The organism is Stenotrophomonas sp. Marseille-Q4652 (assembly GCF_916618915.1).
Lineage (GTDB): Bacteria > Pseudomonadota > Gammaproteobacteria > Xanthomonadales > Xanthomonadaceae > Stenotrophomonas.
In genome coordinates, this window is the sequence record NZ_CAKAKE010000001.1 from 892,529 (window position 1) to 916,635 (window position 24,107).

The 24,107-nt window shown below is 66.9% G+C and carries 20 protein-coding genes and 2 pseudogenes; 17 read left to right on the forward strand and 5 right to left on the reverse strand.

Going from position 1 to position 24,107, the window contains the following annotated elements; all coding sequences use genetic code 11:
• The 11 genes from glgB to LG380_RS04195 all read left to right on the forward strand — a co-directional run bounded on the left by glgB (window position 1) and on the right by LG380_RS04195 (window position 13,590).
• Window positions 1-2,202, forward strand: coding sequence for a 1,4-alpha-glucan branching protein GlgB (glgB, locus tag LG380_RS04145; RefSeq protein WP_225766441.1), 2,202 nt, complete (start codon window positions 1-3; stop codon window positions 2,200-2,202).
• Window positions 2,199-3,935, forward strand: coding sequence for a malto-oligosyltrehalose trehalohydrolase (treZ, locus tag LG380_RS04150; protein ID WP_225763740.1), 1,737 nt, complete (start codon window positions 2,199-2,201; stop codon window positions 3,933-3,935). The genes glgB and treZ overlap by 4 nt, the downstream gene beginning before the upstream one ends.
• Entirely contained in the window at window positions 3,932-5,857 is a 1,926-nt protein-coding gene (gene malQ, locus LG380_RS04155; protein ID WP_225763741.1) for a 4-alpha-glucanotransferase, read from the forward strand. Before treZ ends, malQ begins: the two co-directional genes overlap by 4 nt.
• Window positions 5,854-8,415 (forward strand): malto-oligosyltrehalose synthase, encoded by a 2,562-nt coding sequence (gene treY, locus LG380_RS04160; RefSeq protein WP_225763742.1) that lies wholly within the window; start codon window positions 5,854-5,856, stop codon window positions 8,413-8,415. Before malQ ends, treY begins: the two co-directional genes overlap by 4 nt.
• Before the next feature lie 4 nt (window positions 8,416-8,419).
• Window positions 8,420-8,584 carry a DUF2934 domain-containing protein gene (locus tag LG380_RS04165; RefSeq protein ID WP_225763743.1) on the forward strand — a complete coding sequence of 55 codons (165 nt, stop codon included), beginning with the start codon at window positions 8,420-8,422 and terminating at the stop codon, window positions 8,582-8,584.
• Window positions 8,581-10,707 carry a glycogen debranching protein GlgX gene (glgX, locus tag LG380_RS04170; RefSeq protein ID WP_225763744.1) on the forward strand — a complete coding sequence of 709 codons (2,127 nt, stop codon included), beginning with the start codon at window positions 8,581-8,583 and terminating at the stop codon, window positions 10,705-10,707. The genes LG380_RS04165 and glgX overlap by 4 nt, the downstream gene beginning before the upstream one ends.
• A 220-nt stretch (window positions 10,708-10,927) precedes the next feature.
• Window positions 10,928-11,107: a hypothetical protein gene (locus LG380_RS04175; protein ID WP_225763745.1), complete on the forward strand. Its 180-nt coding sequence runs from the start codon at window positions 10,928-10,930 to the stop codon at window positions 11,105-11,107.
• Between the two features lie 145 nt (window positions 11,108-11,252).
• A complete protein-coding gene (locus LG380_RS04180) occupies window positions 11,253-11,426 on the forward strand; it encodes a hypothetical protein (protein WP_225763746.1) in 174 nt (57 codons plus the stop codon).
• A gap of 423 nt (window positions 11,427-11,849) precedes the next feature.
• On the forward strand, window positions 11,850-12,347 hold the full coding sequence (locus LG380_RS04185) for a ferritin-like domain-containing protein (RefSeq protein ID WP_225763747.1): 498 nt from the start codon (window positions 11,850-11,852) through the stop codon (window positions 12,345-12,347).
• A gap of 58 nt (window positions 12,348-12,405) precedes the next feature.
• Entirely contained in the window at window positions 12,406-12,642 is a 237-nt protein-coding gene (locus tag LG380_RS04190) for a hypothetical protein (RefSeq protein WP_225766682.1), read from the forward strand.
• A gap of 24 nt (window positions 12,643-12,666) precedes the next feature.
• Window positions 12,667-13,590, forward strand: coding sequence for an NAD(P)/FAD-dependent oxidoreductase (locus tag LG380_RS04195; protein ID WP_225763748.1), 924 nt, complete (start codon window positions 12,667-12,669; stop codon window positions 13,588-13,590).
• A gap of 3 nt (window positions 13,591-13,593) precedes the next feature.
• On the opposite strand, the gene LG380_RS04200 is transcribed toward LG380_RS04195, so the two are convergent.
• Complete coding sequence (locus LG380_RS04200) at window positions 13,594-13,797, reverse strand: hypothetical protein (protein WP_225763749.1); 204 nt, start codon at window positions 13,795-13,797, stop codon at window positions 13,594-13,596.
• A gap of 109 nt (window positions 13,798-13,906) precedes the next feature.
• On the opposite strand from LG380_RS04200, the pseudogene LG380_RS04205 reads away from it, so the two are divergent.
• Window positions 13,907-14,056, forward strand: a pseudogene (locus LG380_RS04205) (Rieske 2Fe-2S domain-containing protein); the annotation flags it as partial.
• A gap of 112 nt (window positions 14,057-14,168) precedes the next feature.
• Here the strand turns inward: LG380_RS04205 and LG380_RS04210 are convergent.
• Together LG380_RS04210 and LG380_RS04215 are read right to left on the reverse strand one after the other, a co-directional pair.
• Window positions 14,169-14,417: a hypothetical protein gene (locus tag LG380_RS04210; RefSeq protein WP_225763750.1), complete on the reverse strand. Its 249-nt coding sequence runs from the start codon at window positions 14,415-14,417 to the stop codon at window positions 14,169-14,171.
• 109 nt (window positions 14,418-14,526) lie between these two features.
• Window positions 14,527-14,829 (reverse strand): cyclic-phosphate processing receiver domain-containing protein, encoded by a 303-nt coding sequence (locus LG380_RS04215; RefSeq protein WP_225763751.1) that lies wholly within the window; start codon window positions 14,827-14,829, stop codon window positions 14,527-14,529.
• A gap of 237 nt (window positions 14,830-15,066) precedes the next feature.
• Here LG380_RS04215 and LG380_RS04220 point away from each other — a divergent pair, with 237 nt between their 5' ends.
• Both LG380_RS04220 and LG380_RS04225 read left to right on the forward strand, forming a co-directional pair.
• Window positions 15,067-15,330, forward strand: a complete 264-nt coding sequence (locus LG380_RS04220; protein WP_225763752.1) for a hypothetical protein — start codon at window positions 15,067-15,069, stop codon at window positions 15,328-15,330.
• A gap of 96 nt (window positions 15,331-15,426) precedes the next feature.
• The gene (locus LG380_RS04225) at window positions 15,427-16,131 is read left to right on the forward strand and encodes a hypothetical protein (RefSeq protein ID WP_225766442.1); all 705 of its coding nucleotides are present in this window, start codon (window positions 15,427-15,429) and stop codon (window positions 16,129-16,131) included.
• Window positions 16,132-16,211: 80 nt separating this feature from the next.
• Here the strand turns inward: LG380_RS04225 and LG380_RS04230 are convergent, their stop codons facing one another.
• Window positions 16,212-17,150, reverse strand: a complete 939-nt coding sequence (locus LG380_RS04230) for an AraC family transcriptional regulator (protein WP_225763753.1) — start codon at window positions 17,148-17,150, stop codon at window positions 16,212-16,214.
• 96 nt (window positions 17,151-17,246) lie between these two features.
• On the opposite strand from LG380_RS04230, the pseudogene LG380_RS04235 reads away from it, so the two are divergent.
• Both LG380_RS04235 and LG380_RS04240 read left to right on the forward strand, forming a co-directional pair.
• Window positions 17,247-18,004, forward strand: a pseudogene (locus LG380_RS04235) (SDR family oxidoreductase).
• Window positions 18,005-18,759: 755 nt separating this feature from the next.
• Window positions 18,760-21,423, forward strand: coding sequence for an excinuclease ABC subunit UvrA (locus LG380_RS04240; RefSeq protein WP_225763754.1), 2,664 nt, complete (start codon window positions 18,760-18,762; stop codon window positions 21,421-21,423).
• Between the two features lie 334 nt (window positions 21,424-21,757).
• Here LG380_RS04240 and LG380_RS04245 read toward each other — a convergent pair whose 3' ends face one another.
• A complete protein-coding gene (locus LG380_RS04245) occupies window positions 21,758-22,747 on the reverse strand; it encodes a DNA-binding protein (protein WP_225763755.1) in 990 nt (329 codons plus the stop codon).
• Between the two features lie 104 nt (window positions 22,748-22,851).
• Here LG380_RS04245 and LG380_RS04250 point away from each other — a divergent pair, with 104 nt between their 5' ends.
• Window positions 22,852-23,931, forward strand: coding sequence for a site-specific integrase (locus LG380_RS04250; protein WP_225763756.1), 1,080 nt, complete (start codon window positions 22,852-22,854; stop codon window positions 23,929-23,931).
• The last annotated feature ends 176 nt before the right edge of the window (window positions 23,932-24,107 follow it).

Genomic DNA, 24,107 nt, shown 5'->3' on the forward strand with positions numbered 1-24,107 from the left:
ATGCACGGTGTATCGCCGGTCAGGGAGGATGCCGTGGTCAACGACACGGGCTGGGAACTAGGTGCCTTGGTCGCCGGCCAGCCGGGCGACGCGTTCGCGCTGCTGGGCCCGCACCTGATCGACGGACGGTGGCGGCTGCGGGTACTGCTGCCGGGTGCCTTGTCGGTGTCCGTGCGCACGGCGTCCGGCCAGTGGAAGGCGCTGCAGGCCGTTGGCAACGACGGCCTGTTCGAGACCGGGCTGCCGGACCGGCAGCTGTGCCGGTTGAGGATCCAGTGGCCGGAGGCCGTTGAGGAGGTCGAGGATGCCTACGCCTTCGGTCCGCAGCTGAGCGATGCCGAGCTGGCGCGCCTGCGCGCCGGCGACGCGGATGCCGCGCGCGCCTGCCTGGGCGCGCACCTGGGCCAAAGTGATGGTATCGAGGGCGTGCGCTTTGCAGTGTGGGCACCCAACGCACAGCGCGTAGCCGTGGTCGGCGACTTCAACGGTTGGGACCGCCGCCGGCACCCGATGCGCCTGCGCCATGACGCCGGGGTATGGGAGCTGTTCCTGCCTCGCGTGGCGGCGGGTGCCCGCTACAAGTTCGCGATTACCGGCATCGACGGCAGCATGGCCGAAAAGGCCGATCCGTATGCCCGTGCCGCGGAACTCCCTCCGGCCACCGCCTCGGTGGTGAGCCCGCCAACCGGTTTCGACTGGCACGACCAGGCATGGATGGAGGCTCGCGCCCAGGCACCGGGCCAGGCGATCTCCGTGTACGAGGTCCACGCCGGGTCCTGGCGCCGCGATGCCAACGGGCAGCCGCTGGACTGGGATCGCCTCGGCGACGAACTCATTCCCTATGTGCGCTCGCTGGGCTTCACCCACATCGAGCTGCTGCCGGTCAGCGAGCACCCGTTCGGCGGCTCCTGGGGCTACCAGCCCCTTGGCATGTTCGCGCCGACTGCGCGGCACGGTTCGCCGGATGCGTTCGCGCGCTTCGTCGACCGCTGCCACACCGCAGGTCTGGGCGTGATCCTGGACTGGGTCGGCGCGCATTTCCCCGGGGATGCCCATGGCATGCAGCGCTTCGACGGCACTGCGTTGTACGAGCACGACGACCCGCGCCTGGGCCTGCACCCGGACTGGAACACCCTGATCTACAACTACGGCCGCGCCGAAGTCGCCGCGTTCCTGGTCGCCAGCGCGCTGGAGTGGTTCGAGCGTTTCCACATCGACGGCCTGCGCATCGATGCCGTGGCCTCGATGCTGTACCGCGATTACAGCCGCGCCGAGGGCGAATGGCTGCCCAACGCCGAGGGCGGTCGCGAGAATCTGGAAGCCGTGCACTTCCTGCGCCAGCTCAACCAGACCGTGCGCCAGCGCCATCCCGACGTAATGGTGATGGCCGAGGAATCCACCGCCTGGCCGGGCGTCACCGCACCGGTCGAGCAGCAGGGTTTGGGTTTCAGTCACAAGTGGAACATGGGCTGGATGCACGACACGCTCGACTACCTGCGGCGTGACCCGGTGCACCGCTCTCACCACCACAGCGAGATCACCTTCAGCGCGATCTACGCCTTCAGCGAGCGCTTCATCCTGCCGCTGTCCCACGACGAGGTCGTGCATGGCAAGGGTTCGCTGCTGTGCAAGATGCCGGGCGACCGCTGGCAGCAGCTGGCCAACCTGCGGGCTTACTACGGCTTCATGTGGGCCCACCCCGGCAGCAAGCTGCTCTTCATGGGCGGCGAGTTCGCCCAGCCGGCCGAGTGGAACCACGATGCGCAGCTGGACTGGGCCACCGCCCGGCTGCCCGCGCATGAAGGCATCTGCCGGCTGGTCACCGACCTCAACGGGCTGTTGCAGCGTGAGCGTGCACTGCAGCTCAACAATGATGACGAGTCCGGCTTCGAGTGGAGCGTGGCTGATGACTGGCGCAACAGCGTGCTGGCCTTCGTCCGGCATGCGCCGCAGCGCGAGGGCAGGTCGATGCTGGTGGTGACCAACTTCACCCCGGTCATCCAGCGCGACTACCTGGTGGGCGTGCCCACGGCGGGTCGCTGGGCCGAAGTGCTCAACACCGACAGCGCCTTCTACGGTGGCAGCAACGTCGGCAACGCCGGGGAGCTGCAGACCGTGCCGCGGCCCATGCATGGCCACGCACAGTCGCTGGCACTGACCCTGCCGCCTCTTTCCACCCTGTACCTGCAGGTCAGGGAATGAGCGCCGTGCAGCGCCGCTGGGGAGCATGGCGCAACGAACAGGGGACCTGGACATTCTCGCTTTGGGCACCGGCGGCGACGTCGGTAGAACTGCTGCTGGAGGGCCAGCCGCTGCCGATGCAGCCGGCAGGCGACGGCTGGTTCCAACTCGAGCGCATTGCCGAGGCCGGGATGTTCTATCGCTACCGGATCGACGGTGACCTGACGATTCCCGACCCGGCGTCCCGCTGCCAGCCCGAAGGCCTGTTCGGGCCCAGCGTGCTGGTCGATCACGCACACCGCTGGGAGAATCCGCAGTGGCGTGGCCGGCCCTGGCGCGAGGCGGTGGTCTACGAGGTGCATGTCGGTGCCGCCGGCGGCACCTATGCCGCGCTGGAACGGCAACTGCCGAGGCTGGCCGCGCTTGGCATCACCGCACTGGAGCTGATGCCGCTGGCGAGCTTCCCGGGGCGCCGCAACTGGGGCTACGACGGCGTGCTGCATTACGCACCGGCCGCCTGCTACGGCCGCCCCGAGGAGCTGAAGTCACTGATCGACCGCGCCCACGGGCTCGGGATGATGGTGCTGCTGGACGTGGTCTACAACCATTTCGGTCCGGACGGAAACCCGATGCCGGCCATCGCGCCGCCGTTCTTCCGCCACGACATCCGCACCCCGTGGGGTGATGCGGTGGACTTCCGCGAGCCCGCGGTGCAGCGCTATTTCATCGACAACGCGCTGATGTGGCTGCGTGATTACCGCTTCGATGGCCTGCGCCTGGATGCGGTGCATGCCATCCAGCCGCGCGGGTTCCTGCAGACCCTGCGCGGGGAGATCACCCGCGAACTGGGGGGCCGCCACGTGCACCTGGTGCTGGAGAACGAGGACAACCAGGCCTCGCTGCTGGCCGGCGGCTACACCGCGCAGTGGAACGACGACTTCCACAACGCGCTGCACGTGCTGCTGACCGGCGAGGACGAGGGCTACTACGGCGACCATGCCGACGACGCCACGGCGCGCCTGTGCCGGGTGCTGGGCGAAGGTTTCTCGTGGCAGGGCGAATGCAATCGCGCCGGCAGGCATCGCGGCGAGCCCAGCGGCGCCTTGCCGCCGGAGCAGTTCGTCGTGTTCGCGCAGAACCATGACCAGATCGGCAACCGGGCGCTGGGCGAGCGCCTGCTGTCGCTGGCCGGGGACGGGCGCACGGCACTGGCCATGGCACTCACCGCGCTGACGCCGATGATCCCGCTGTTCTTCCTCGGCGAGCCGTGGGGCGAGACCGCCCCGTTCCTGTTCTTCACCGATCACCGCCCTCCGCTGGACGAGGCAGTGCGCGAAGGCCGGCGTGCCGAGTTCGCGCATTTCCGCAGCTTCCAGGACGAGACGCTGCGTGCGCGCATCCCCGATCCCAACGCTGTGGAAACCTTCGAGCGGTCCAGCGTCGCATGGCCTGCCGATGACGACGCCGGGGCCCGGCAGTGGCTGGAGCTGTTCCGCCGGCTGCTGCAGGTACGTGCCGACCATCTCGTTGCCGAAGGTCCGGTGCGGCCACTTGGCGCCACCGCTATTGCTCCGGGCGCGATCCGCGCCGGGTGGCAGCTGGGCGGCGGCCAGTGGTGGCTGGCGTTCAATGCGGGTGAGCTGCCGGTGGCCATCCAATTGCCGCGCGGTCGGGAAGTATTCCGGCTAGGTGCGGATGCCGACGGCCTTGTTCCACCCTGCGGCTTCGTCGCTGTCCATGTGGAGGCCGCATGAGCGCCTCACCCTCCCTGGCCGAGCTGGCCACCGCAGCCGGCATCGCGGTTGAGTGGACCGATGTCGATGGCCGTCCGCAGCGCGTGGGCGAGGGCACCCTGGCCAGCTTGCTGGCTGCCCTCGACCTGCCGGCACGTGACCTCTCCCAGCGCCGCGACAGCCTGCGCCGGCTTGCCCAGCGCCAAGGCCATCCGCCGCTGCTGACCACCCGCGTGGGTGGGTACCTGGAACTCGGCGTGGCTGATGCGGCATGCCTCTGGCAGCACGAGGACGGCAGCGAGCAGGCCGTACATACCGATGCCGGCGGCCTGGTCATCGCGCCCGCGCGGCCCGGTTACTGGACGCTGTTGTGCCAGGACCACGTGCAGGCCGTGGCAGTGGCGCCGGAGCGCTGTTTCAGCGTCAGCGATGCGGTGGCGGAATCAGACCCACGCTGCTGGGGCCTGGTGCTGCAGCCTTACGCGGCCCGCGGCGAACACGACAGCGGGGTCGGTGACACGTCGGCCTGCGGCAACTGGGCGTGGCGCGCGACCACCGCTGGCGCGGATGCGCTGGCGCTGGGGCCGGTGCATGCGTCCGATTCCATCGGGGAGTTGTACAGCCCGTACTCACCGGGTGACCGCCGTTTCTTCGATCCGATCTACGCCGCGCCGGTGGACATGCTGGGCGACCGCGCCCTGGCCGCACTCGGTCGCGCACCAACCCTGCGCCGCGAGCTGGAGGTGCTGCGACAGACGGAACTGATCGACTGGCCGGCTGCGGCCCGGGCCAAGTGGCAGTGGCTGGAACTGCTGGAGCCCGAGGTGCGTGGCGGCAGCGACGACGAGGCGGCCGACCTGCGCCGCTTTGAGGCGCAATCCGGTGATGCGCTGGCAGCGCATGCCCGGTTCATGCAGGGCCGCCATGGCATCGCGCCGTCGCTGACCGTGTTCGGCCAGTGGATGGCCACGCGCGGCTGGCAGCGTGTGCATGACGAGGCACGCCGTGTCGGCATGCGCATCGGCCTGGTCGCCGACCTCGCCGTGGGCTTTGACCCGGACGGCGCCGAGGCCGACGCCGCCGGTGACAGCCTGCTGCATAACCTGGTGCTTGGCGCGCCGCCGGACGCGTTCGCACCGGGCGGGCAGGTCTGGGGCGTGACCGGCTACTCGCCGGAAGGGCTGGTTGCCTCGGGCTTCGCACCCTTCATTTCGCTGCTACGCGCGGTGATGTGCGATCGCGGCGGCATCCGCATCGACCACATCCTCGGCCTGCAGCGGCTGTGGGTGGTGCCGCGGGGCGGCGAGGCGGGCGAGGGTGCCTACCTGCGCTATCCGCTGGAGGACCTGCTCAACCTGCTCGCGCTCGAATCCTGGCGGCACCGCTGCGTGGTGATCGGCGAGGACCTGGGCGTGGTGCCCGAGGGCATCCGCGCCACGCTGTCGCGTCGCGGAATCATGGGCATGGACGTGCTGGCATTCTGCCGCGACGAGCAGGGCGACTTCGTGCCACCGGCGCGGTGGCGCAAGGATGCAGTGGCAATGACCGGCACCCATGACCTGCCGACCCTGGTGGGCTGGCGCCGTGGCCTGGACCTGCGCTGGCGGGCCCAGCTTGGCCAGCTCGACAAGGCCCGGCTGCGCAGCGAGCGCGACCTGCGCCAGCGCGATGTAGCCCGGCTGGAAGCCTGCCTGGCGGCCGGTTCCAGCGCCGGGCCAGCCTCGGCGCGACTGGCGCTGCTTGGCCATGTCGCCTCCAGTCCATCACCGCTGGCCCTGCTCCCGGTGGAGGACGCCCTGGGCCTGCCCGAGCAGGTCAACCTCCCGGGCACGGTGGGTGACCATCCGAACTGGCGCCGGCGCCTGCCCGAACCGCTGCCGGAGAACGTGCTGCGGCAGTCACTCAAAACCTTCGACCGCGCCCGCGCAAAGGTGGGCCCATGAGCCAGGTACGCGCCACGGTCCGCCTGCAGCTACATGCCGGCTTCACCCTCCGTGATGTGGCGGCGCAGTTGGATTACTACGCTTCGCTGGGCGTCAGCCATCTGTACCTGTCGCCCATTGCCAGTGCCGTGCCGGGATCGACCCATGGCTACGACGTGGTCGACCCGGCGCGCGTCAACCCGGAGATCGGCGGCGAGGAAGCACTGCGCGAGCTGTCGACCCGCGCCCGCGGGCATGGCCTGGGCCTGGTGCTGGACATCGTGCCCAACCACATGGCCGCCCATCCGTTGAACGACCGCTGGTGGGACGTGCTACGGCTGGGACGGCGCAGCGCGCATGCGCACTGGTTCGATATCGACTGGCGGGCGCTACTGTCGGCAGGGAAGGTCGTGCTGCCGGTGCTCGACCGGCCGCTGGCCGAGGCGCTGGACGAGGGCCTGCTGCGCCTGCAACCCGGGCCTGACGGCAACCCGGAACTCCTGCACTACGAAACCCGGCTGCCGCTGCAGCCCGGGTCCTGGCCGGCCACGGACGTGGAGGGATGGTGCGCGCGGCTCAATGCCGAGGCGTCCGTGCAGGATCCTGAGTGGTCTGCGCTGCTGGCTGCCCAGGCCTGGCTGCCGGTGTGGTGGCGCCACGGCGATGATCGCCTCAACTACCGGCGCTTCTTCACCATCACCTCGCTGGTTGCCTTGCAGGTCCAGCAGCCGGATGTGTTCGCCGCGGTGCATGAACTGCCGCTGCGGCTGGTGCGCGAAGGCGTCCTCGATGGCCTGCGCGTGGACCATGTCGATGGGCTGGCCGATCCTGCGGCCTACCTGCAACGACTGCGCGTCGAACTGGATGCCGCAGGCGAAGGCAGGCAGCGGCCGCTGCTGTGGGTGGAGAAGATCCTCGCCCCGGGCGAGCGCCTGCCCGATGACTGGCAGTGCGATGGCACCACCGGCTACGACTTCATGGACGAGGTGTCCGGCTGGCTGCATGACGAGAATGGCCTGCAGCCACTGACCCGGCACTGGCAGGAACTGGCCTGTCGCAGTGGCGACTTCCTCAGGGAAGAACGACAGGCCCGCCGTGAAGTACTGCGCCTGGGCCTGCGCTCCGAGTTCGAGGCGCTGCTCACCCTGCTGCTGTGCGTGGATGCGCGCGAAACCGTCTGCGGCCAGCGCATTGGTGGCCCCTTGCTGCAGCGGGCGCTGGAGGCAATGCTGGTGCATTTCCCGGTGTACCGCACCTACGCAACGGCCAGCCAGATCAGCGACGAGGATGTGCGCTGCTGGCAACAGGTGCTGGATACCGCCTGCCGCGGCGAACCGCCCGAAGTCTGCGCGGCCGCCGCCACCATCGTGCGCTGGGTCATCGACGGACCGGTCTCGGACCGCAACGGGGCGATCCGCGCGATGCTGCGCCGGCGCCTGCAGCAGTTGTCGGCGCCGCTCAACGCCAAGGCGGTGGAGGATTGCGCGTTCTATCGCCACGGCGTGCTGGTCTCGCGCAACGAGGTTGGCAGCCGTCCGGACGAATTCGCGCTGACCACCGACCAGTTCCATGAGCGCATGCAACTGCGCGCTGCACGCCATCCGCAGGCGCTGCTGGCCACCGCGACCCACGACCACAAGCGTGGCGAGGATGCACGGGCCCGGTTGGCCGTCGTGTCCGAACGACCGGCATGGTGGCAGCGGCAGGTGCGCAGCTTCGACCGCAAGGCAAACCTGCTCGACCTGCCAGTTCCGCCGGCGGAGGTGCGCCTGGTGCTGTGGCAGGGCCTGGTGGGGTCATGGCCGCTGGACGGGGCCGAACCGGACTGGGCGGACTTTGCCGGGCGCATCGCTGCCTGGCAGGTCAAGTCGGTACGCGAGGCCGGCCTGCGCTCATCGTGGACCCATCCCGACGAGGACTTCGAAAAACAGCTGCAGCAGTTCATCGAGGCCGCACTGCTCAGCCTGGAAGGTCGCCCGCTGCGCAAGGCACTGGAGGCCGCGGCCGAGGCCATCGCTCCGGCCGGTGCCCGCAATTCGCTGGTGCAGGCCGCACTGCGCATGACCGTGCCCGGCATCCCCGATCTGTACCAGGGCGGGGAGGGCTGGGACCTGTCGCTGGTGGATCCGGACAACCGGCGCCCGGTGGATTACGCGCAGCGGCGGCAATGGCTGTCCGACCAGCGCCCGTGGCTTGAACTCCTGAAGCAATGGCAGGACGGGGCGGTGAAGGCACGGCTGGTGCGTGAGCTGCTGCAGCTGCGCAGTGAGCGGCCCGCCCTGTTCGCCCAGGGCGACTACCAGCCGCTGGCGTGCAATCGCCCGGTGCCGATGCTCGCGTTCTCACGCGGGCTTGGCGGCGAACGCCTCATCGTGGCCGCCGCCCGCTTCACCCGGCGTACGCCGGTGACCGCGGGCGCCACGCTGGCCGCCGCCCACTGGCGCGATGCGCGCATGCAGGTTCCACCGGGCCGCTACCGCAACGTGCTGACCGGGGCGGCCCTGGAGGTGGATGACACCCCGCAGCGCCTTCGCACCCTGTTCGACAACAGCCCCCTCGCCATCTTCAGTACCTGGTAACCCAATGGACGAACAAAGCAAACTGGAACGGACCCGTGAACTGGCACGCCAGATCTGGGAGGCCGAAGGCCGCCCGGATGACCAGGCCGAACGCCACTGGCTGATGGCAGAACAGCTGGTCGCCGCCGAGATCGAAGCGGCGCAGCACGACCAGGAGGCCCGGTCATGAGCCGCCACAGCAACGCCACCGGCACGTCCCGCGTGCAGGCCGGCAGGCCCTGGCCGCTGGGCGCCACCTGGGACGGACTGGGCGTCAATTTCGCCCTGTACAGCCGCCATGCCACCCAGGTGGACCTATGCCTGTTCAACGGGAAGGGCAGGGAGGTCGAACGCATCCGCCTGCCCGAATACACCGACGAGATCTGGCATGGCTACCTGCCCGATGCGCGGCCGGGGCTGCGCTACGGCTACCGCGTGCATGGCCCGTACGCGCCGCGCGACGGCCACCGCTTCAATCCCAACAAGCTGGTGCTGGATCCCTATGCCAGGCAGCTGGTCGGGCAGATCCGCTGGGCTCCGCACCTGTTCGGCTACACCATCGGCCACAAGGATGCGGACCTGAGCTTCGACAAGCGCGACAGCGCGCCGTACATGCCGCGCTGCGTGGTGGTGGATCCGGCCTTCACCTGGGGCCAGGAAAGAAGCCCGGCCGTGCCGTGGGACCGTTCGGTGATCTACGAGGCCCACCTGCGCGGGCTGTCGATGCAGCATCCGCAGGTGCCCGAACCACTGCGTGGCACGTTCTCGGCGATCCGTTCCGATTCGGTGATCGCCCACCTGCAGCAGCTGGGCGTCACCGCGCTGGAGCTGCTGCCGATCCACGCGCACGTGGATGACCAGTACCTGGTCGAGCGTGGGCTGCGCAATTACTGGGGCTACAACACCTTGGGTTTCTTCGCCCCCGACCCGGGCTACCTGTCCACCGGCAACATCGCCGAGTTCAAGCAGATGGTCGCCCAGCTTCACGATGCCGGGATCGAAGTGATCCTGGACGTGGTCTACAACCACACCGCCGAGGGCAACGAGCTGGGCCCGACGCTGTCGTTCAAGGGCATCGACAACGCCAGCTACTACCGCTTGGCGGACGACCGCCGCTACTACATCAACGACACCGGCACCGGCAACACCTTCGACCTGACCAATGCCGGCGCGCTGCGCATGGTCATGGACTCGCTGCGGTACTGGGTGCAGGACATGCGCGTGGACGGTTTCCGCTTCGACCTGGCCACCATCCTCGGCCGCGAGCACCACGGCTTCGATCCGTCCGGTGGCTTCCTCGATGCGGTGCGCCAGGACCCGGTGCTGAGCCAGGTCAAGCTGATCGCCGAACCCTGGGACATCGGTCCGGGCGGCTACCAGCTGGGAAATTTCGCGCCGGGCTGGGCGGAATGGAATGACCGATTCCGCGACAACATGCGTGCGTTCTGGCGAGGCGACGAAGGCCAGCTGTCCGACTTCGCGACCCGGCTGATGGGCTCGGCCGACCTGTTCAACCACCATGGCCGCCGCCCCTCGGCTTCGGTGAACTTCATCACCGCCCACGACGGCTTCACCCTGCATGACCTGGTCAGCTACGACCACAAGCACAACGAAGCCAATGGCGAGGACGGCAAGGACGGCAGCGACCACAACATCTCGTGGAACCACGGCGCCGAAGGTCCCACTGACGATCCGGCGATCAATGCGCTGCGCCAGCGGCAGATGCGCAACATGCTCGCCACGTTGCTGCTGTCCCAGGGCACGCCGATGCTGCTGGCCGGTGACGAGTTCGGGCACAGCCAGGGCGGCAACAACAACGCCTACTGCCAGGACAATCCCATTACCTGGATCGACTGGGAGCGCGCATTGTCGGAAGACGGCCAGAAGCAGTCCCGCTTCGTGCGCCAGTTGCTGGCCCTGCGTCGTCGCTATCCGCAGTTGCGCCGCAAGCGCTTTCTTGACGCACGCGATGACCATGACACCGCCGAGGTCGGCTGGTTGCTGCCCGAGGGTGGGGCAATTATGCCGGGCGACTGGCATGACCCACAGCGCCGCAGCCTGATGCTGCACCTGCCCCCGGTCACCAGCGAGGAGGGCCATGGCGCAGCAGCCCATACCCATCTGCTGCTGTTGGTGAACGCCGGCATCGAGGTGCAGCGCTTTGTCCCGCCGGATTCCACGCAATCCAGCTGGCGCCTGCTGGTGACCAGCCTGGATGAACCGGATCTCCAGGCCGATGAGCAGGGCGGCTGGACGCTGCCGGGCAGGGCGATGGCCCTGCTGGCCAGCCGGGGACTGGACCCGGCTGGCTGAGCCACGGCTGCCGCTGTCCGGAGCGGGACGTCACCGGGGTTTCACCCAAAGGGACCTATAGCCAAGGCGTACGGAGGGAGCGGCGCGGCCCCCTGCGCCCTCCCGGCAGGTAGAAGCGGTAGACAAGGTCGGCGCGCTGTCCGCCGACCTGCGCCACACAGGTGATCGCACTGACCACGCCGTCCCGCGCTGACGGGACGACATGCACCCAGGAGAAGCCATGAACGACAAACTTCCTTTCAACCCGACTGCTGACGTGAGCGACCAGGACAAGGCGCACACGCCAGACAAGCTCCGCAACGACAAGGCCCTGCGCAAGGACCGCGACATGCCCGAGCAGGAACGCAACGCCGATCCGGGCGATTACGAGCGCCCGTACGACGGTCACGGCGACAAGTGATCGCGCCAAATCTTCATTGCATGTGGAGACGACAGCTCCTGACTCTCACGGCTCGATCACCGGAATTGGACGTGTTCTGACAGCCGAGTCCTGCACCATGATTCCACGGTCAGGATTTCCCTGATCCCCATTGGAGGATAGAGAGATGACCAACCAGCAGAATCAGAACAACCAGCAGAACCAGCAGAATCAGAACAACCAGAACAACCAGCAGAATCAGCAGAATCAGCAGAATCAGCAGAACCAGCAGAACCAGCAGAATCAGCAGAATCAGCGCAACCAGCAGAACCAGCAGAGCCAGCGCAATCAGCAGCGCTGATCCTGGGGCGGACCTTCCGCCCACGACGGCCCGAACCCCTCCAGACGCAAGTCTGGAGGGGTTTTTCATGTTCGTCTGAGCAAACTGAGCCGAAGCCGCTCGGAGGTCATCAACGCGGGGGGATGCTGACTACGCTCCTCGCGACGTTGCCATCGCAGTCGGCAAGAAATCCGCAATGCGTTGGCGGGCAACGAGTCCAGATCGGGGCGTTGGCTTCAGTGGGCAATCGGCTCATGGAGCATCCACTGGGACCACGGTCCTGGAATCTCCCCGTCAGGCGGGAAGCGCTTCTGGATGCCAGTTCGCACCAGGGCCAATCTCGTGGACGACGACGAATCAAGGTGGGGTTCACAACATTCGACGCGGAGATAACGAGCGCCTGCCTATGGTGGGCCTTCCATCGCCACAAGAGAGGCCAACCACATGGCTATCACAACCGCAGAAGACCTGTTCATCCACGAGCTGTCCGACATCTACAGTGCCGAGAAGCAGCTGAGCAAGGCCCTTCCGCGTCTGGCGCGCGCGGCTTCCAATCCGGACCTGGCCGCCGCCTTTGAGACTCACCTCGAAGAAACCCAGGGCCAGATCGAGCGCATCGACCAGGTCGTCGAAGTGCTGGGCATCCGCCTGAAGCGCATCAAGTGCGCCGCGATGGAAGGCCTGGTGGAAGAGGGCAAGGAAGTGATCGACAGCATCGAGGAAGGCCCGGTGCGCGACGCCGCGTTGATCGGTGGTGCGCAGAAGGTCGAGCACTACGAGATTGCCTCCTACGGCACGATCGCTGCCCTGGCCAAGCAGCTGGGCTACAACGACGCACTGCCGCTGCTCCTGGAGACCCTGGAGGAGGAAAAGGCCACCGACGAGAAGCTGACGATGCTGGCCAAGGCCGGTGGCAACGCCAAGGCTGCCAAGGCTGCTTGATCACGCAGCGCCCGCGCGCGGCCAGCCTGCGTCGGGCGCTTCTTCATCTGGAGGAATGATGACCGAGCAACGTAAAGACCAAGGCGATGGCCCCGCATCGCCAGGCAAGACCACGGACGCCAACACGGTTGACAACCAAGGCTACAACCAGCACGGCCACGGCAAGGGCGGCAAGCTCGGCGAGGGCGAGCCGGAAGGCAGCCCGGAGCGGGACGGCGCCACCCAGCCGAACTTCGGCCAGGCCGGCACCTACGGCAAGGACCCGGATGCGGCGACTGAGACGGACCATCAGTAACCCTTGCCGCACGCTTTTCCCAGGATGGACCGCATGAGTTCCCCGGAACTGGAAAGTTTTGATGTCATCGTGGTCGGCGGAAGCTATGCCGGCATGTCCGCGGCACTCCAGCTGGCGAGAGCCCGTCGCAGGGTTCTGGTAGTCGACTCCGGCCGGCCCCGCAACCGTTTTGCGTCGACGTCCCACGGCCTTCTCGCCCACGACGGTGATGACCCGGCCGCCATCCTCAACAAGGCCCGCACCCAGCTGCTCGCTTACCCGACGCTGCGCTGGGTGCAGTGCGAAGTGGACTCCGCCGTCCGGCGTGACGGTGACGAGGGCCGGTTCCATGTCCGGTGCAGCGATGGTCAGGAATTCGAAGGACAACGGCTGATCCTGGCCTACGGCACGGTGGATGACCTGCCGGACATCGAGGGCCTGGATGAGCGCTGGGGAATTACCGCGTTCCATTGCCCCTACTGCCATGGCTATGAGGCTTTCGGCGGCAGGATCGCCGTGCTGGGCTGCACCCTGGACGAAGCCACGCAGCAGGCGTTGATGCTGACCGAGTGGGGGGAGGTGACGCTGGTCTGCCAGCATGCCTCTGAGCTTGATGGCGACGTCGTCAGTGAGCTTGCCGAGCGCGGGGTCAGGATCGAAACCGTGCCGGTCGTGAAGATCAGCGATGAGGCCACCCTGCACCTGGCCGATGGCCGGACGCTGCAGCAGTCGGCGATTTTCCTTTCCCCTACCTCGCGGCTGTCTTGTTCGCTGGCGCAGGAGCTGGGCTGTGAACTGGAGGACGAGGGGTGCATCACCACCGATTCCTCCAAGCAGACCACGGTGGAAGGTGTGTTTGCCTGTGGTGATGCGGGTCGACTGGCGGGCAATGTGTCACTGGCCATTGGCGAAGGTGCACTGGCCGGCATTGCCGCGCACCGCTCGCTCTGGGATGCACCGGATAGCTGACCACTACCTACCGCGGCGCGAGCCCTTGCCGCGGACACCACACCTTGCCATCCAGGGTAGGACCAGGCCTACGCCAAAGGCGGCGTAGACGAAGAACATGTCGCGGTCCTTCATCCGTTGGTCGAAGCCCGGCGAAAGCCGCGGATGCACGACCTTGTAGTCGACGACGTAGGCCAGCACCGACGTGGCCACAGCCAGTGGAAGCACCGGGGATGGTTTGCGCCGCCCCTTCCGGACCCACTCATAACCGGACGCCCAGAAGATGGAACACGCATGGTGGATCACGTAAACCTGTACCTGGCGCACCGATTGGGCGTGCCTGGTGCAGTGGAACGGGGACGAGCGCAGCTGGGACTGCCCCTGCCATGGCAGCCGCTTCAGCGCCTCGGGCGAGTTGCTGGAAGGACCTGCAATGTCCGGACTGGAACCCCGGGAACTGGCCCTCGCTCCGCGCTCGTCCTCCTGACAATCTGCCAGCCCGCGGCCATGCTGGCCGCGGGGCGGTGACGGAACAGCGGCGCCAAGCCAGGGATGGCGAGGCGGCGGTCAAACGTGGATGCCCGGGAACGGGAGGGTCATCAGCGGTGCCGTTCCATCCCGCGCGGCGTGGCGCCTTCGGGCAGCTTGCGCGTGGCTACGCCCACGATCACCGCGGTGGCCAGCAGGGTGCTCGATATCACTCCCGCCAATGCGAGCAGTCCACGCGTGCCAATGGCGATCCTGACCCGGAGCGCCGCCTTGCCAAACGACGCGTCCACCCTGGCCATGTGTCGATCACGCCTGGCCTTGGACTGATGCGCGTCACTCGTGTGGATGTCCTGTGCCATTGCACTTCCTCTCTGAGGTCGGGGAGAGGTTGGTCCACGGTTGCGGGTGAACGTCGTGCGCGGATGTCACCAGCATCCTGGTCCATGCGTCACGACGAAGGGTGTGGCCTCAATCAGCCGGGGCGCGGAGCATGCGCTGGATGGCAGCCACTCCCGTCTCCATCCGTCGACGTGCGGCGGGATTGGCGGTAGGCACATGGATGATGGGTGGCGAGAAGCCATCACAGGCCACCGCGCGCTCGATCCATGACACGACGTCGCAGCCGGTGCCCCTCGTGTCGTCGCCGAGGTCGTGGTCCAGGCTGATCTCGCTTACCGAGCCGGCCTGCAGCAATGCGATTGCCTCATCTGGCCAGTAGACGCGTGTCCACCCGTCAGGCGTGGGGCGCTCGTCATCCAGATAGACCTTCATCGCTTTTCCGTATCGGGGTGCAGGGTCTGAAGCTTGGTGGCGTACGCAAGTCTTCGTCAAATCCGACATGTACCGAACGGAATCGATAGCGCGGACCGGACGGGAGCTGAACCAGACGTTCACCGCCTGAGCACCGCTTCACAGTTCGTCAACGTATCGGAACAACCGATGAAGTCCCCACATGACGCTGACAAAAAGCTCGCTATATTCCAGAGCCCCAAACGACGGAGGTTCAGAATGAGCATGACCAACACCGCAAAAGTCCGCCTGGCCGCTGTGGCAATCGTGGCTTCGCTCGGCCTGTCCGGCTGCGCCACCTACAGCGACGAGTTCGCCACCATCAACTCGCGTCTGGACACCCTTGACCAGCGCGTGCAGGGCGCTGCCCAGAGCGCAGAGTCGGCCAACCAGTCGGCCCAGCGCGCCAACCAGCGCCTGGACCAGATCGAAAGCCGTGTGCAGCAGCTCGAGACCTCCCCGCGTCGCGTTCCGCGCGGCTGATGCAGCGCAAGGACCGGTGGCTGTCTTGGCTGCCGGTCCTTTCGTTTTGATGGACCCCCGATAGACCCCGCTTCCAGGAATACCCCCTTGCCCCCCATGCATACCGCGATCCGCAATGTTGCTGGCGTGCTGGCGCTTGCGCTGGCTCTTTCCACCTCCAACGTGGCCCATGCCGCGGATGACGTGCAGCCCGCAACAGCGCTTGATCTGCTTCCGTCCAACCAGGACGTCTCCGAGACGGTGACCGAGCTGGCAGGCTGGGTCGTGGCATCGCGGGACAGCGAGGGCTATCCCTTCGCGATCATTGACAAGGCTGCGGCGCAGATCCTGGTGTTCGGCGGCGATGGGCGCCTGCGCGGCGCTGCCCCTGTGCTGCTGGGTTCTGCAGTCGGTGACCACTCGGCCCCGGGCGTCGCGGGCCTGGCGCTGCGCGAGATCCCGGGGCGCGACCGCACCACGCCGGCGGGCCGCTTCGTGGGCGGCTACGGCCCCTCGCTGGATGCAGGGCGTGTGCTCTGGGTGGACTACGACACCGCAGTGTCCATCCATCCCACTGCCACCGGGGTGAAGAAGGAACGTCGCCCCGAGCGTCTGGCGTCGCCGACGCCGGATGACAACCGGATCACCCACGGTTGCATCAACGTCGCGCCGGAGTTCTACGAGGGCGTGGTGAACCCGACATTCGAGCGCGGCGGTGTGTTCTACGTCCTGCCCGAGACCAAGTCGCTGGAAGAAACCTTCCCCGAGTTCGCGCAGGGCCGCGCCGGTGGTAACGAAGGCAAGCGCGCAAAGCGCAGGTAAGCCGGCTCGGATTCTTCCAGTTGCCGGCGTTCCGGCACAGATCGGGTCGGTGGAAGCGAAGGCGGTACCCCTGAGCGCGATCAGGCAGCGCTTGGGCTGATGAACTCGCTGTCTTCTGCGCCGCCCCGGTTTTCAGCGGCATAGCGGGCCGGTGGGCATCCCACGTGGCGCGGGAAGGCCACGCTGAAGGTGCTCGCCGAACTGTAGCCAACGCGTTCGGCTACCGCGGCAATGCTGATCTCTTCCCGGCGCAGCAGATCCTTGGCCACGGCCATGCGCCAGACGAGCAGATACTCCATGGGCGGCATGCCCAGTACCCGGTTGAAGCGTTCGAAGAATGCCGAGCGCGACAGTGCAGCCTCCTTAGCCAGTTCGTTGACCGTCCACGGGTGGGTGGGTCGCGCGTGCATGGCACGGATGGCTGCGGCCAGCCGCGGTTCGGAGAGTGCTTGCACCAGGCCGCGGGCCACGCCGGTTGCGCTGATCGAGCGCAAGGCTTCGATGAACAGCACTTCCAGCAGCCGCGCCAGCACGACTTCGCGCGCAGGGCGCTCCTCGCGGGATTCATCGGCCAGCAGCTGCACCAGGGTCTGCAGACGGGATTGGCCACGGACATGGATGAGCTGTGGCATCAGCGAGACCAGCAGGGCCGAGTCCGGCGAATCGAAACTGCAATGACCTATCAGCATCCGCAGGTCGGTCGGCCCGCGCTGCTCGCCAATGCGGAACATCCCACCACCCAAGGCGACCGGCACCGAATTGGCTGCCCCGTCGGGAACGTCAAGACTGGACGTCGCGACCCCATGGGCCGCTGGAACCAGCACGAAATCCCCGGCCTGCAGGACGATGCCCTCACTCCCATCAAGCGCAAGGCGGCACGTGCCCTCGATCACGGCGCAATAGAAAGGCTCACCCGCGTCGGATCGCTCAACCTGCCAGCTCCCGGCACCGACCACGTGTTTGTAGAAGCGGGTGGCTGGCCGCAGCAGCATCACGACTTCGGCCAATGGATCGGTCATGGCTGGACTCTCGCAAACGGGATACGGACTTCTGGTTGTAGTCAGTACTGAGGCCGGGACGTACCGTGGATCTCGACATCCACGCAGGAGACGCGAATGAAGACCGTACTGATAACCGGCTGTTCTTCCGGCTTTGGACTGGAAACCGCCCGCCTGTTCCTGGAGCGCGACTGGAGGGTCATCGCCACCATGCGCTCCCCGCGCGAAGACCTGTTCGCGGCGTCACCCAATGCGGTAGTGCTCCCGCTGGATATCACCGATCCCCAAAGCATCAGGGCCGCTATGGCCGGGGCAGGGAGATCGATGTCCTCGTCAACAACGCCGGCTTCGGCGCGCCGGCGCCGTTCGAGCTGATGGACATGGATACCGTACGCAGCCTGTTTGAAACCAATACCTTCGGCACCATCGCAATGGCGCAGGCCGTCCTGCCGCAGATGCGGGAGCGCAGGTCCGGCGTCATCGTCAACGTGACCTCCAGCGCGATCTACCGGCCGCTGCCACTGATCGGCGCCTACCGCGCCGCCAAGGCCGCGGTGAACGTGATCACCGAGTCGCTGGCCGCCGAGATCGGCCAGTTCGGCCTGCGCGCGCACCTCGTCCTGCCCGGGTCCTCCGGCGAAACCCGCTTTCGCGAATCCGCCCGCGCCGGCCTGCGCGGTTTCGATGATCCGGTGTATGGCCAGTTCATGCAGGACACCATTGCCCGCATGGCCGCCTCCACCGGCCCGGGCACGCGATCGGTGGACGTTGCCGAGGCTGTCTGGCGGGCGGCGACCGATCCCAGGTCGCCGCTTTACATCCCCGCGGGTGCGGATGCGGAGCTCTGGGCAGCGGAGGCAGGCGGCGCCAGGTAATGCCGCACAGGGTGGGGGGCGGCGGAGGATCCTTGCGCAGGTCGGTCGGATCGACCACGTCCAGCCGGCCCTGCAGCCTGGCCTGCTGCAGCAGGGCCCCGGGTGATTGCTGGCTGGCCAGCAGCAGGCGGCTGTCACCCGGCAGGCCGAGCAGGAACCACTCCAGAAGTTCGCGCGCCGATGCATCGGTCACGCGCTCCAGGTTGTCGATATAGGCCACGCCGCCGCCGGGAAGTTCACCCGGTTCATCAGCCACTGACTCCACGCTGCCACCCGGGAACGCCTGGCCAGGTGCCGGCGCAGCACCTCGGGCTGGTTGTCCTCGGACGTAAGGTTGAGCCACTGCACTGCGAGCCCTTGGGCCTGCGGCTGGCCAGCAGGCCCGACTTGCCGCTGCCGGGCGGACCATGGACCACGCAGATCCGTCCCGGCGGTCCGTCCAGCCGGGCGATCAGGCCGGAACGGGCAACCAGGTCGGCTGGCAGTGCCGGCGGTTGGTAACGCCTCCCGCCCGCAGGCCCACTCGGACCTGTCCCCCGGGCAAGGGAGAAATTGATGATGTTCACGCAGGTGCGCCCCAGTCGGCGTCCCGTGCTTGGACAGGACGATGCGGCGGTGATGACGCCGGTCGTGCCGGCGCATCGCGCACTTTGGCACGGTGCCTGCGCCGGCTTCTCACCGGCATCCGCCCCCAGCAGTGACAATCTGAGCATTGGCCCGCGCTGGCGCGCCCCCACTGCCTGCAGGAACGCGATATGCCCATCAAGACCCTTGGCGATGTCCCGAGCGAAACCGGAGGTTGCGTCGAGGTCCGCGGGGCGCGCGAGCACAACCTAAAGAACGTCGACGTCTCCATTCCACGCAATGCACTGGTGGCATTTTCGGGGGTGTCCGGTTCGGGAAAGTCGTCACTGGCGTTTGGCACCATCTTCGCCGAGGCCCAGCGGCGCTACTTCGAGTCGGTTGCGCCCTATGCGCGGCGCCTGATCGACCAGGCGGGCGTGCCTGATGTGGATGCCATCGAGGGATTGCCGCCGGCGGTAGCCCTGCAGCAGCAACGCGGCGCCAGCAATGCGCGTTCTTCGGTGGGCAGCGTAACCACGCTGTCCAGCCTGGTGCGCATGATGTATTCGCGGGCGGGGGCGTATCCGGCCCACCAGCCCATGCTCTACGCCGAGGATTTCTCGCCCAACACGCCACAGGGCGCATGCACCACCTGCCACGGCCTCGGCCACGTCTACGAGGTGACTGAAGCGTTGATGGTGCCGGATCCTTCGCTGAGCATCCGCGAGCGTGCCATCGCTTCCTGGCCGCCGGCCTGGCATGGGCAGAACCTGCGCGACATCCTGGTCACGCTGGGTTACGACGTCGACGTACCGTGGAAGAAGCTGCCGAAGAAGGACAGGGAGTGGATCCTGTTCACCGAGGAGACGCCGACCGTACCGGTCTATGCCGGCTTCACCCCTGCCGAGACCCGCACCGCGCTCAGGCAGAAGCTCGAGCCGAGCTACATGGGCACCTATACCGGTGCCCGTCGCTACGTGCTGCATACGTTCGCCAACACCCAGAGCGCACTGATGAGGAAGCGGGTATCCCGTTTCATGGAAGGCAGGCTGTGCCCTGCTTGCCAGGGCAAACGGCTGAAGCCGGAGGCACTTTCGGTCACCTTCGCAGGCGTGGATATCGGGGAGTTCATGCGGTTGCCGCTGGATCAACTGGCGGACCTGCTGCAGCCGGTAGTGGAGGGCGATTTGAGTGCCCACGGCCACGGCCAGGGCACCAACAGCAGCGCGACACGTCGCGATCGCAGGCAGCGGGCGGCAAGCGGGCGCGCGGTCCACGCCGCCGCGCCGGACGTGCGGCTCACCTCGGCCCTGTCGGAAGAAAAGCGCCTGGCTGCACAGCGGCTGGCAAGCGGGGTCATGGCTCGTGTAACGCAGTTGCGTGGCCTGGGCCTGGGATACCTCTCGCTGGATCGCGCCACGCCGACGCTTTCGGCCGGCGAGCTGCAGCGTCTGCGGCTGGCCACGCAACTGGGTTCGCTGCTTTTTGGCGTGCTGTACGTGCTCGATGAGCCATCAGCCGGCCTGCATCCTGCCGACAGCCAGGCGCTGTACGACGCACTGGACCGGTTGCGTGACGGCGGCAACTCGGTGTTCGTCGTCGAACACGATCTGGAGCTGATCCGCCGGGCGCAGTGGCTGGTGGATGTGGGTCCGGAGGCCGGGGAGCGGGGCGGGCGTGTCCTGTACAGCGGCGCGCCCGAAGGCCTGCGCCAGATCGAGGAGTCCCGGACTGCCCGCTACCTCTTCGACCAGGTCCCCGCACCTGCAAGCCGGCAGCGCAGCCCGGGGAGCTGGCTGGAACTGAAGGGCATCCACCGTCACAACCTGCAGGGCGTGGACGCGCAGGTGCCGCTGGGCGTGCTGACCGCAGTGACCGGCATCTCGGGTTCGGGCAAGTCCAGCCTGATGGCCCAGGCGCTGCCCGAACTTCTGCTTCCGCACCTCGGGCATGAGCCCGCGGATGATGGTGCCGATGCCACGCCTGCGGACGGTCCGAAGGTGATCGAGACCACCCGCGGTCAGCTGGCCGGCGAGGTGGATGCCATCCAGCGGGTAGTGCAGGTGGACCAGAAGCCCATTGGCCGCACGCCACGGTCCAACCTGGCCACCTACACCGGGCTGTTCGACCACGTGCGCAAGCTGTTCGCCGCAACCCCGGCCGCGCGCCGCCGGCGCTTCGACGCCGGTCGCTTCTCCTTCAACGTGGCCAAGGGCAGGTGCGGGACCTGCGAAGGCGAGGGATTCGTCAGCGTCGAACTGATGTTCATGCCCAGCGTCTATGCGCCGTGTCCCACCTGCCACGGTGCCCGCTACAACGAGGCCACGCTGAAGGTGCTGTGGAATGGACGCAATATCGCCGAGGTCCTGCAGATGACGGTCGAACAGGCGCACGCATTCTTCATCGAGGAGGATGCCATTGCCCGACCACTGCAGTTGCTGCAGGAAATCGGCCTGGGCTATCTGAAACTGGGTCAGCCGGCCACGGAGCTTTCAGGCGGCGAAGCCCAGCGCATCAAACTGGCGACCGAGCTGCAACGCAGCCAGCGTGGGCGCACGCTCTACGTGCTGGACGAACCGACCACAGGCCTGCATGCCTCGGATGCGGACCGGCTGATGGTGCAGCTGCAGCGGCTGGTCGACGCCGGAAACACCGTGGTAATGATCGAACACGACATGCGTGCGGTGGCGCAGGCCGACTGGGTGATTGACGTCGGGCCTGGCGCAGGCAGTGCCGGCGGCACAATCGTGGCTACAGGAATACCGCATGAGGTAGCCCGGGCCAAAGGAAGCAGGACAGCGGAGTTCCTTGCGCGCGAACTTGCACGGAACGCCTGGGATCCCGGGACTGCGTAGCCCAGATGCCAGAACTGCCAGCCAGACCGAGGGGCGAGTCAGGCCGGACGCCGAACATCATGCGCACCTTTGATTTCGCATAATGCATATTATGTTAAGTTCCGGGGTGCTACTGGCACGATTCTTGCTGTCGGTGCTACCCAAACTCTGTCGTCTGCTCCTTAACCATGACGTGACCCGTAACCATGTCGTCGTCCGACAATCACTCCCATGTAGATCAATGATATAGAGCCTCCATGCAGTGACCTTTGTCGTAGCCGATTCGAGCGCCTTGCCCCCCCTTAACCGTGTCGTGCTCCGATACGATGTCGCGCCCCGACACCTTGAGAATAGATCAATCGGCCACTTTCGCACGACGCCGGCGTGCCGGCTGGCTGGATTGCTTCGTAGCTTTGGTCTGCTTCGAGGGCGCAACTTTGCTCCGGCTGCGCGACTTCCGAGCCGCGGACCCAGGGGCAGCCTGGGGGAATGCCGCTCTGAGCGCCGCGGGCAGATCCCGCAGCACGCCCAGCTGACCCTCAAGCGCGTCCGCGCGGGCCCGTTGCGCCGAGGCCTCGCGAGAAGCTTCAACCGCCTTGGTGTTCGCCTGGTCGATCAGTTCACGTAGCGACTTCTCGGCAGCAGCCGATTGGCGCACGGCGGCCGTCAGTCTCCCTTGCAGTTCCTTTGTCTCCTGACGAGCTCGGTCGATCTCTTTGAGGGCTCGATCCTCCACCGCACGGACATGCTGACCGAGTGACTCGCGTTCAGCCAGGGCGGCATCCTGCAACGAGCGGGCCCTGGCCTCCAGGGCGTCGCGGGCGCTTACGCCGTCTGCTGCGTGGGCGACGGCCGCATCGCGCTGGCGGCCGACTTCTTCAACCTGCTCCTCAAGCCTGTCGACCAAGCGCTGGAGCTCTGCGGCCCGGGTGGTAGCCAGCTCCGCCTTGTGGCCTGCGGCCGCCACCTGTTCCCGCAAAGTGGCAGCTTCCGCCAGAAAGGCCTCGCGATCACTTTCAAGCGCTTGGATCTCACGCCCCAGAGCTGCGCGGTCAGCCCTCAACGCATCGTCCGCAATGCTTTGAGCGTGCCTCATAGCCGACGCCCACAATTCGCTCGCCAAGCGCGCGACCGCATCTGGGGCGTCTGGAACGGCGACGCTGCGGTGATGCGCGTCCAGCCGCCTTCCGAGTCCTTGCCACCAAGTTTCCAGCCACCGCGTAACCGTGTTCGGCGAGCCGGTACCTAAGTGCGCACGGACGCGCTCCACAGTCGGCCGTTCGCCCAAGCCGACGATCTCGTCGGCAGCGGTGTGCACGTCGGATTCGGTGATGCCTCGGGCCATGGAAGTGCCTCCTACTCGGTCGCCCTACTCTGTTGATTCCGTACTGGTGATAAGTGATGATTATCGCTAGTAAACGCCCTATTTCATAACGTACATTACATAGTATGAAACGAAATGGCACATTGCCCGCCGCGCCAGCGACAGCCGCAAATCTGGTCCTGCCAGAACAGCTGGCCCAACAGGCCGCCGATGCGGTGCGCGAACTGCTCGCCGAGGCCGTCGCCGCTAACACGACCCGCAGCTACGCCACTGCCCTGCGCTACTGGGCCGGCTGGCACCAAGCCCGCTATGGCGGTGAGCTGGCCTTGCCGGCGAGCGAGGCGGTGGTGATCCAGTTCTTGGTCGACCACATCCAGCGCAAGAGCAAGACCGGTCTGGTCAACGAGCTGCCCCTGGCCATCGATCAGGCGTTGGTGGCCGCCGGCCTGAAGGCCAAGGTCGGTCCGCTGAAGCTCTCGACCGTGGTCCAGCGCGTGGCCGTGCTGTCTACCGCCCACAAGCTCAAGCGCCTGGCCAACCCCTGCGAGCTACCCAGTGTCCGGACGTTGCTGAGCCGGGCTCGGCGTGCCGCCGTCAAGCGTGGCGAGCGGCCGACCAAGAAGACCGCGATCACCCGGGCCGAACTCGAGGCCATGCTGGCGACCTGCGATGACAGCCTGGAAGGCCTGCGCGACCGTGCCCTGCTCTGCTTCGGCTTTGCCAGTGGCGGGCGCCGGCGCAGCGAAATCGCGGCCGCGGATATGCGCGACCTGCGCAAGGTCGGCGAAGACGGCTACATCTATCGGCTGGAGTACTCCAAGACCCAGCAGGCGGGCGTCACGGCGGATTCCACGCCGGACAAACCGATCCTAGGGCGAAGTGCTAAAGCGGTGTCGGGCTGGTTAGAGGCCGCGGGGATCCGCGAGGGAGCGATCTTCCGTCGAATCTGGAAGGATCGGGTGGGCCCTGCCCTACTCCCTGGCTCGGTGGCTACCATCGTGAAGCGCCGGGCTCGATTGGCGGGCTTAGAAGGGGACTTTGGCGCCCATAGTCTGCGGTCGGGGTTCGTGACCGAAGCTGGCAAGCAAGGTGTTCCCCTGCCCGCGGTGATGGCCATGACCGAGCACCGATCAGTGGCGAGCGTGATTGGTTATTTTCAAGCAGGTGCTGCTGAGGACAACCCAGCTGCGCGACTATTGAAATGAATGGCGCCTATTGTTGATCGATTGGACAGGTAGCGACCTAAAGCGGACATCCAAGCGATCGCGCAGCAGCGGAACACCTTGGGGAAAGTCGCCCGGTAGCACGCCCTTACAAACAACCTAACGCCTTCCCTTAAGTAGAAACTCCGACGTTAACCGCGCAATCTCGTTCCTGTGTT

What these genes read in the sequence shown, in the direction of transcription:
- glgB (WP_225766441.1), top strand. Translation starts at nt 1, where the DNA reads ATGCACGGTGTATCGCCGGTCAGGGAGGATGCCGTGGTCAACGACACG.
- treZ (WP_225763740.1), top strand. Translation starts at nt 2,199, where the DNA reads ATGAGCGCCGTGCAGCGCCGCTGGGGAGCATGGCGCAACGAACAGGGG.
- malQ (WP_225763741.1), top strand. Translation starts at nt 3,932, where the DNA reads ATGAGCGCCTCACCCTCCCTGGCCGAGCTGGCCACCGCAGCCGGCATC.
- treY (WP_225763742.1), top strand. Translation starts at nt 5,854, where the DNA reads ATGAGCCAGGTACGCGCCACGGTCCGCCTGCAGCTACATGCCGGCTTC.
- LG380_RS04165 (WP_225763743.1), top strand. Translation starts at nt 8,420, where the DNA reads ATGGACGAACAAAGCAAACTGGAACGGACCCGTGAACTGGCACGCCAG.
- glgX (WP_225763744.1), top strand. Translation starts at nt 8,581, where the DNA reads ATGAGCCGCCACAGCAACGCCACCGGCACGTCCCGCGTGCAGGCCGGC.
- LG380_RS04175 (WP_225763745.1), top strand. Translation starts at nt 10,928, where the DNA reads ATGAACGACAAACTTCCTTTCAACCCGACTGCTGACGTGAGCGACCAG.
- LG380_RS04180 (WP_225763746.1), top strand. Translation starts at nt 11,253, where the DNA reads ATGACCAACCAGCAGAATCAGAACAACCAGCAGAACCAGCAGAATCAG.
- LG380_RS04185 (WP_225763747.1), top strand. Translation starts at nt 11,850, where the DNA reads ATGGCTATCACAACCGCAGAAGACCTGTTCATCCACGAGCTGTCCGAC.
- LG380_RS04190 (WP_225766682.1), top strand. Translation starts at nt 12,406, where the DNA reads ATGACCGAGCAACGTAAAGACCAAGGCGATGGCCCCGCATCGCCAGGC.
- LG380_RS04195 (WP_225763748.1), top strand. Translation starts at nt 12,667, where the DNA reads ATGGACCGCATGAGTTCCCCGGAACTGGAAAGTTTTGATGTCATCGTG.
- LG380_RS04210 (WP_225763750.1), bottom strand. Translation starts at nt 14,417, where the DNA reads ATGGCACAGGACATCCACACGAGTGACGCGCATCAGTCCAAGGCCAGG.
- LG380_RS04215 (WP_225763751.1), bottom strand. Translation starts at nt 14,829, where the DNA reads ATGAAGGTCTATCTGGATGACGAGCGCCCCACGCCTGACGGGTGGACA.
- LG380_RS04220 (WP_225763752.1), top strand. Translation starts at nt 15,067, where the DNA reads ATGAGCATGACCAACACCGCAAAAGTCCGCCTGGCCGCTGTGGCAATC.
- LG380_RS04225 (WP_225766442.1), top strand. Translation starts at nt 15,427, where the DNA reads ATGCATACCGCGATCCGCAATGTTGCTGGCGTGCTGGCGCTTGCGCTG.
- LG380_RS04230 (WP_225763753.1), bottom strand. Translation starts at nt 17,150, where the DNA reads ATGACCGATCCATTGGCCGAAGTCGTGATGCTGCTGCGGCCAGCCACC.
- LG380_RS04240 (WP_225763754.1), top strand. Translation starts at nt 18,760, where the DNA reads ATGCCCATCAAGACCCTTGGCGATGTCCCGAGCGAAACCGGAGGTTGC.
- LG380_RS04245 (WP_225763755.1), bottom strand. Translation starts at nt 22,747, where the DNA reads ATGGCCCGAGGCATCACCGAATCCGACGTGCACACCGCTGCCGACGAG.
- LG380_RS04250 (WP_225763756.1), top strand. Translation starts at nt 22,852, where the DNA reads ATGAAACGAAATGGCACATTGCCCGCCGCGCCAGCGACAGCCGCAAAT.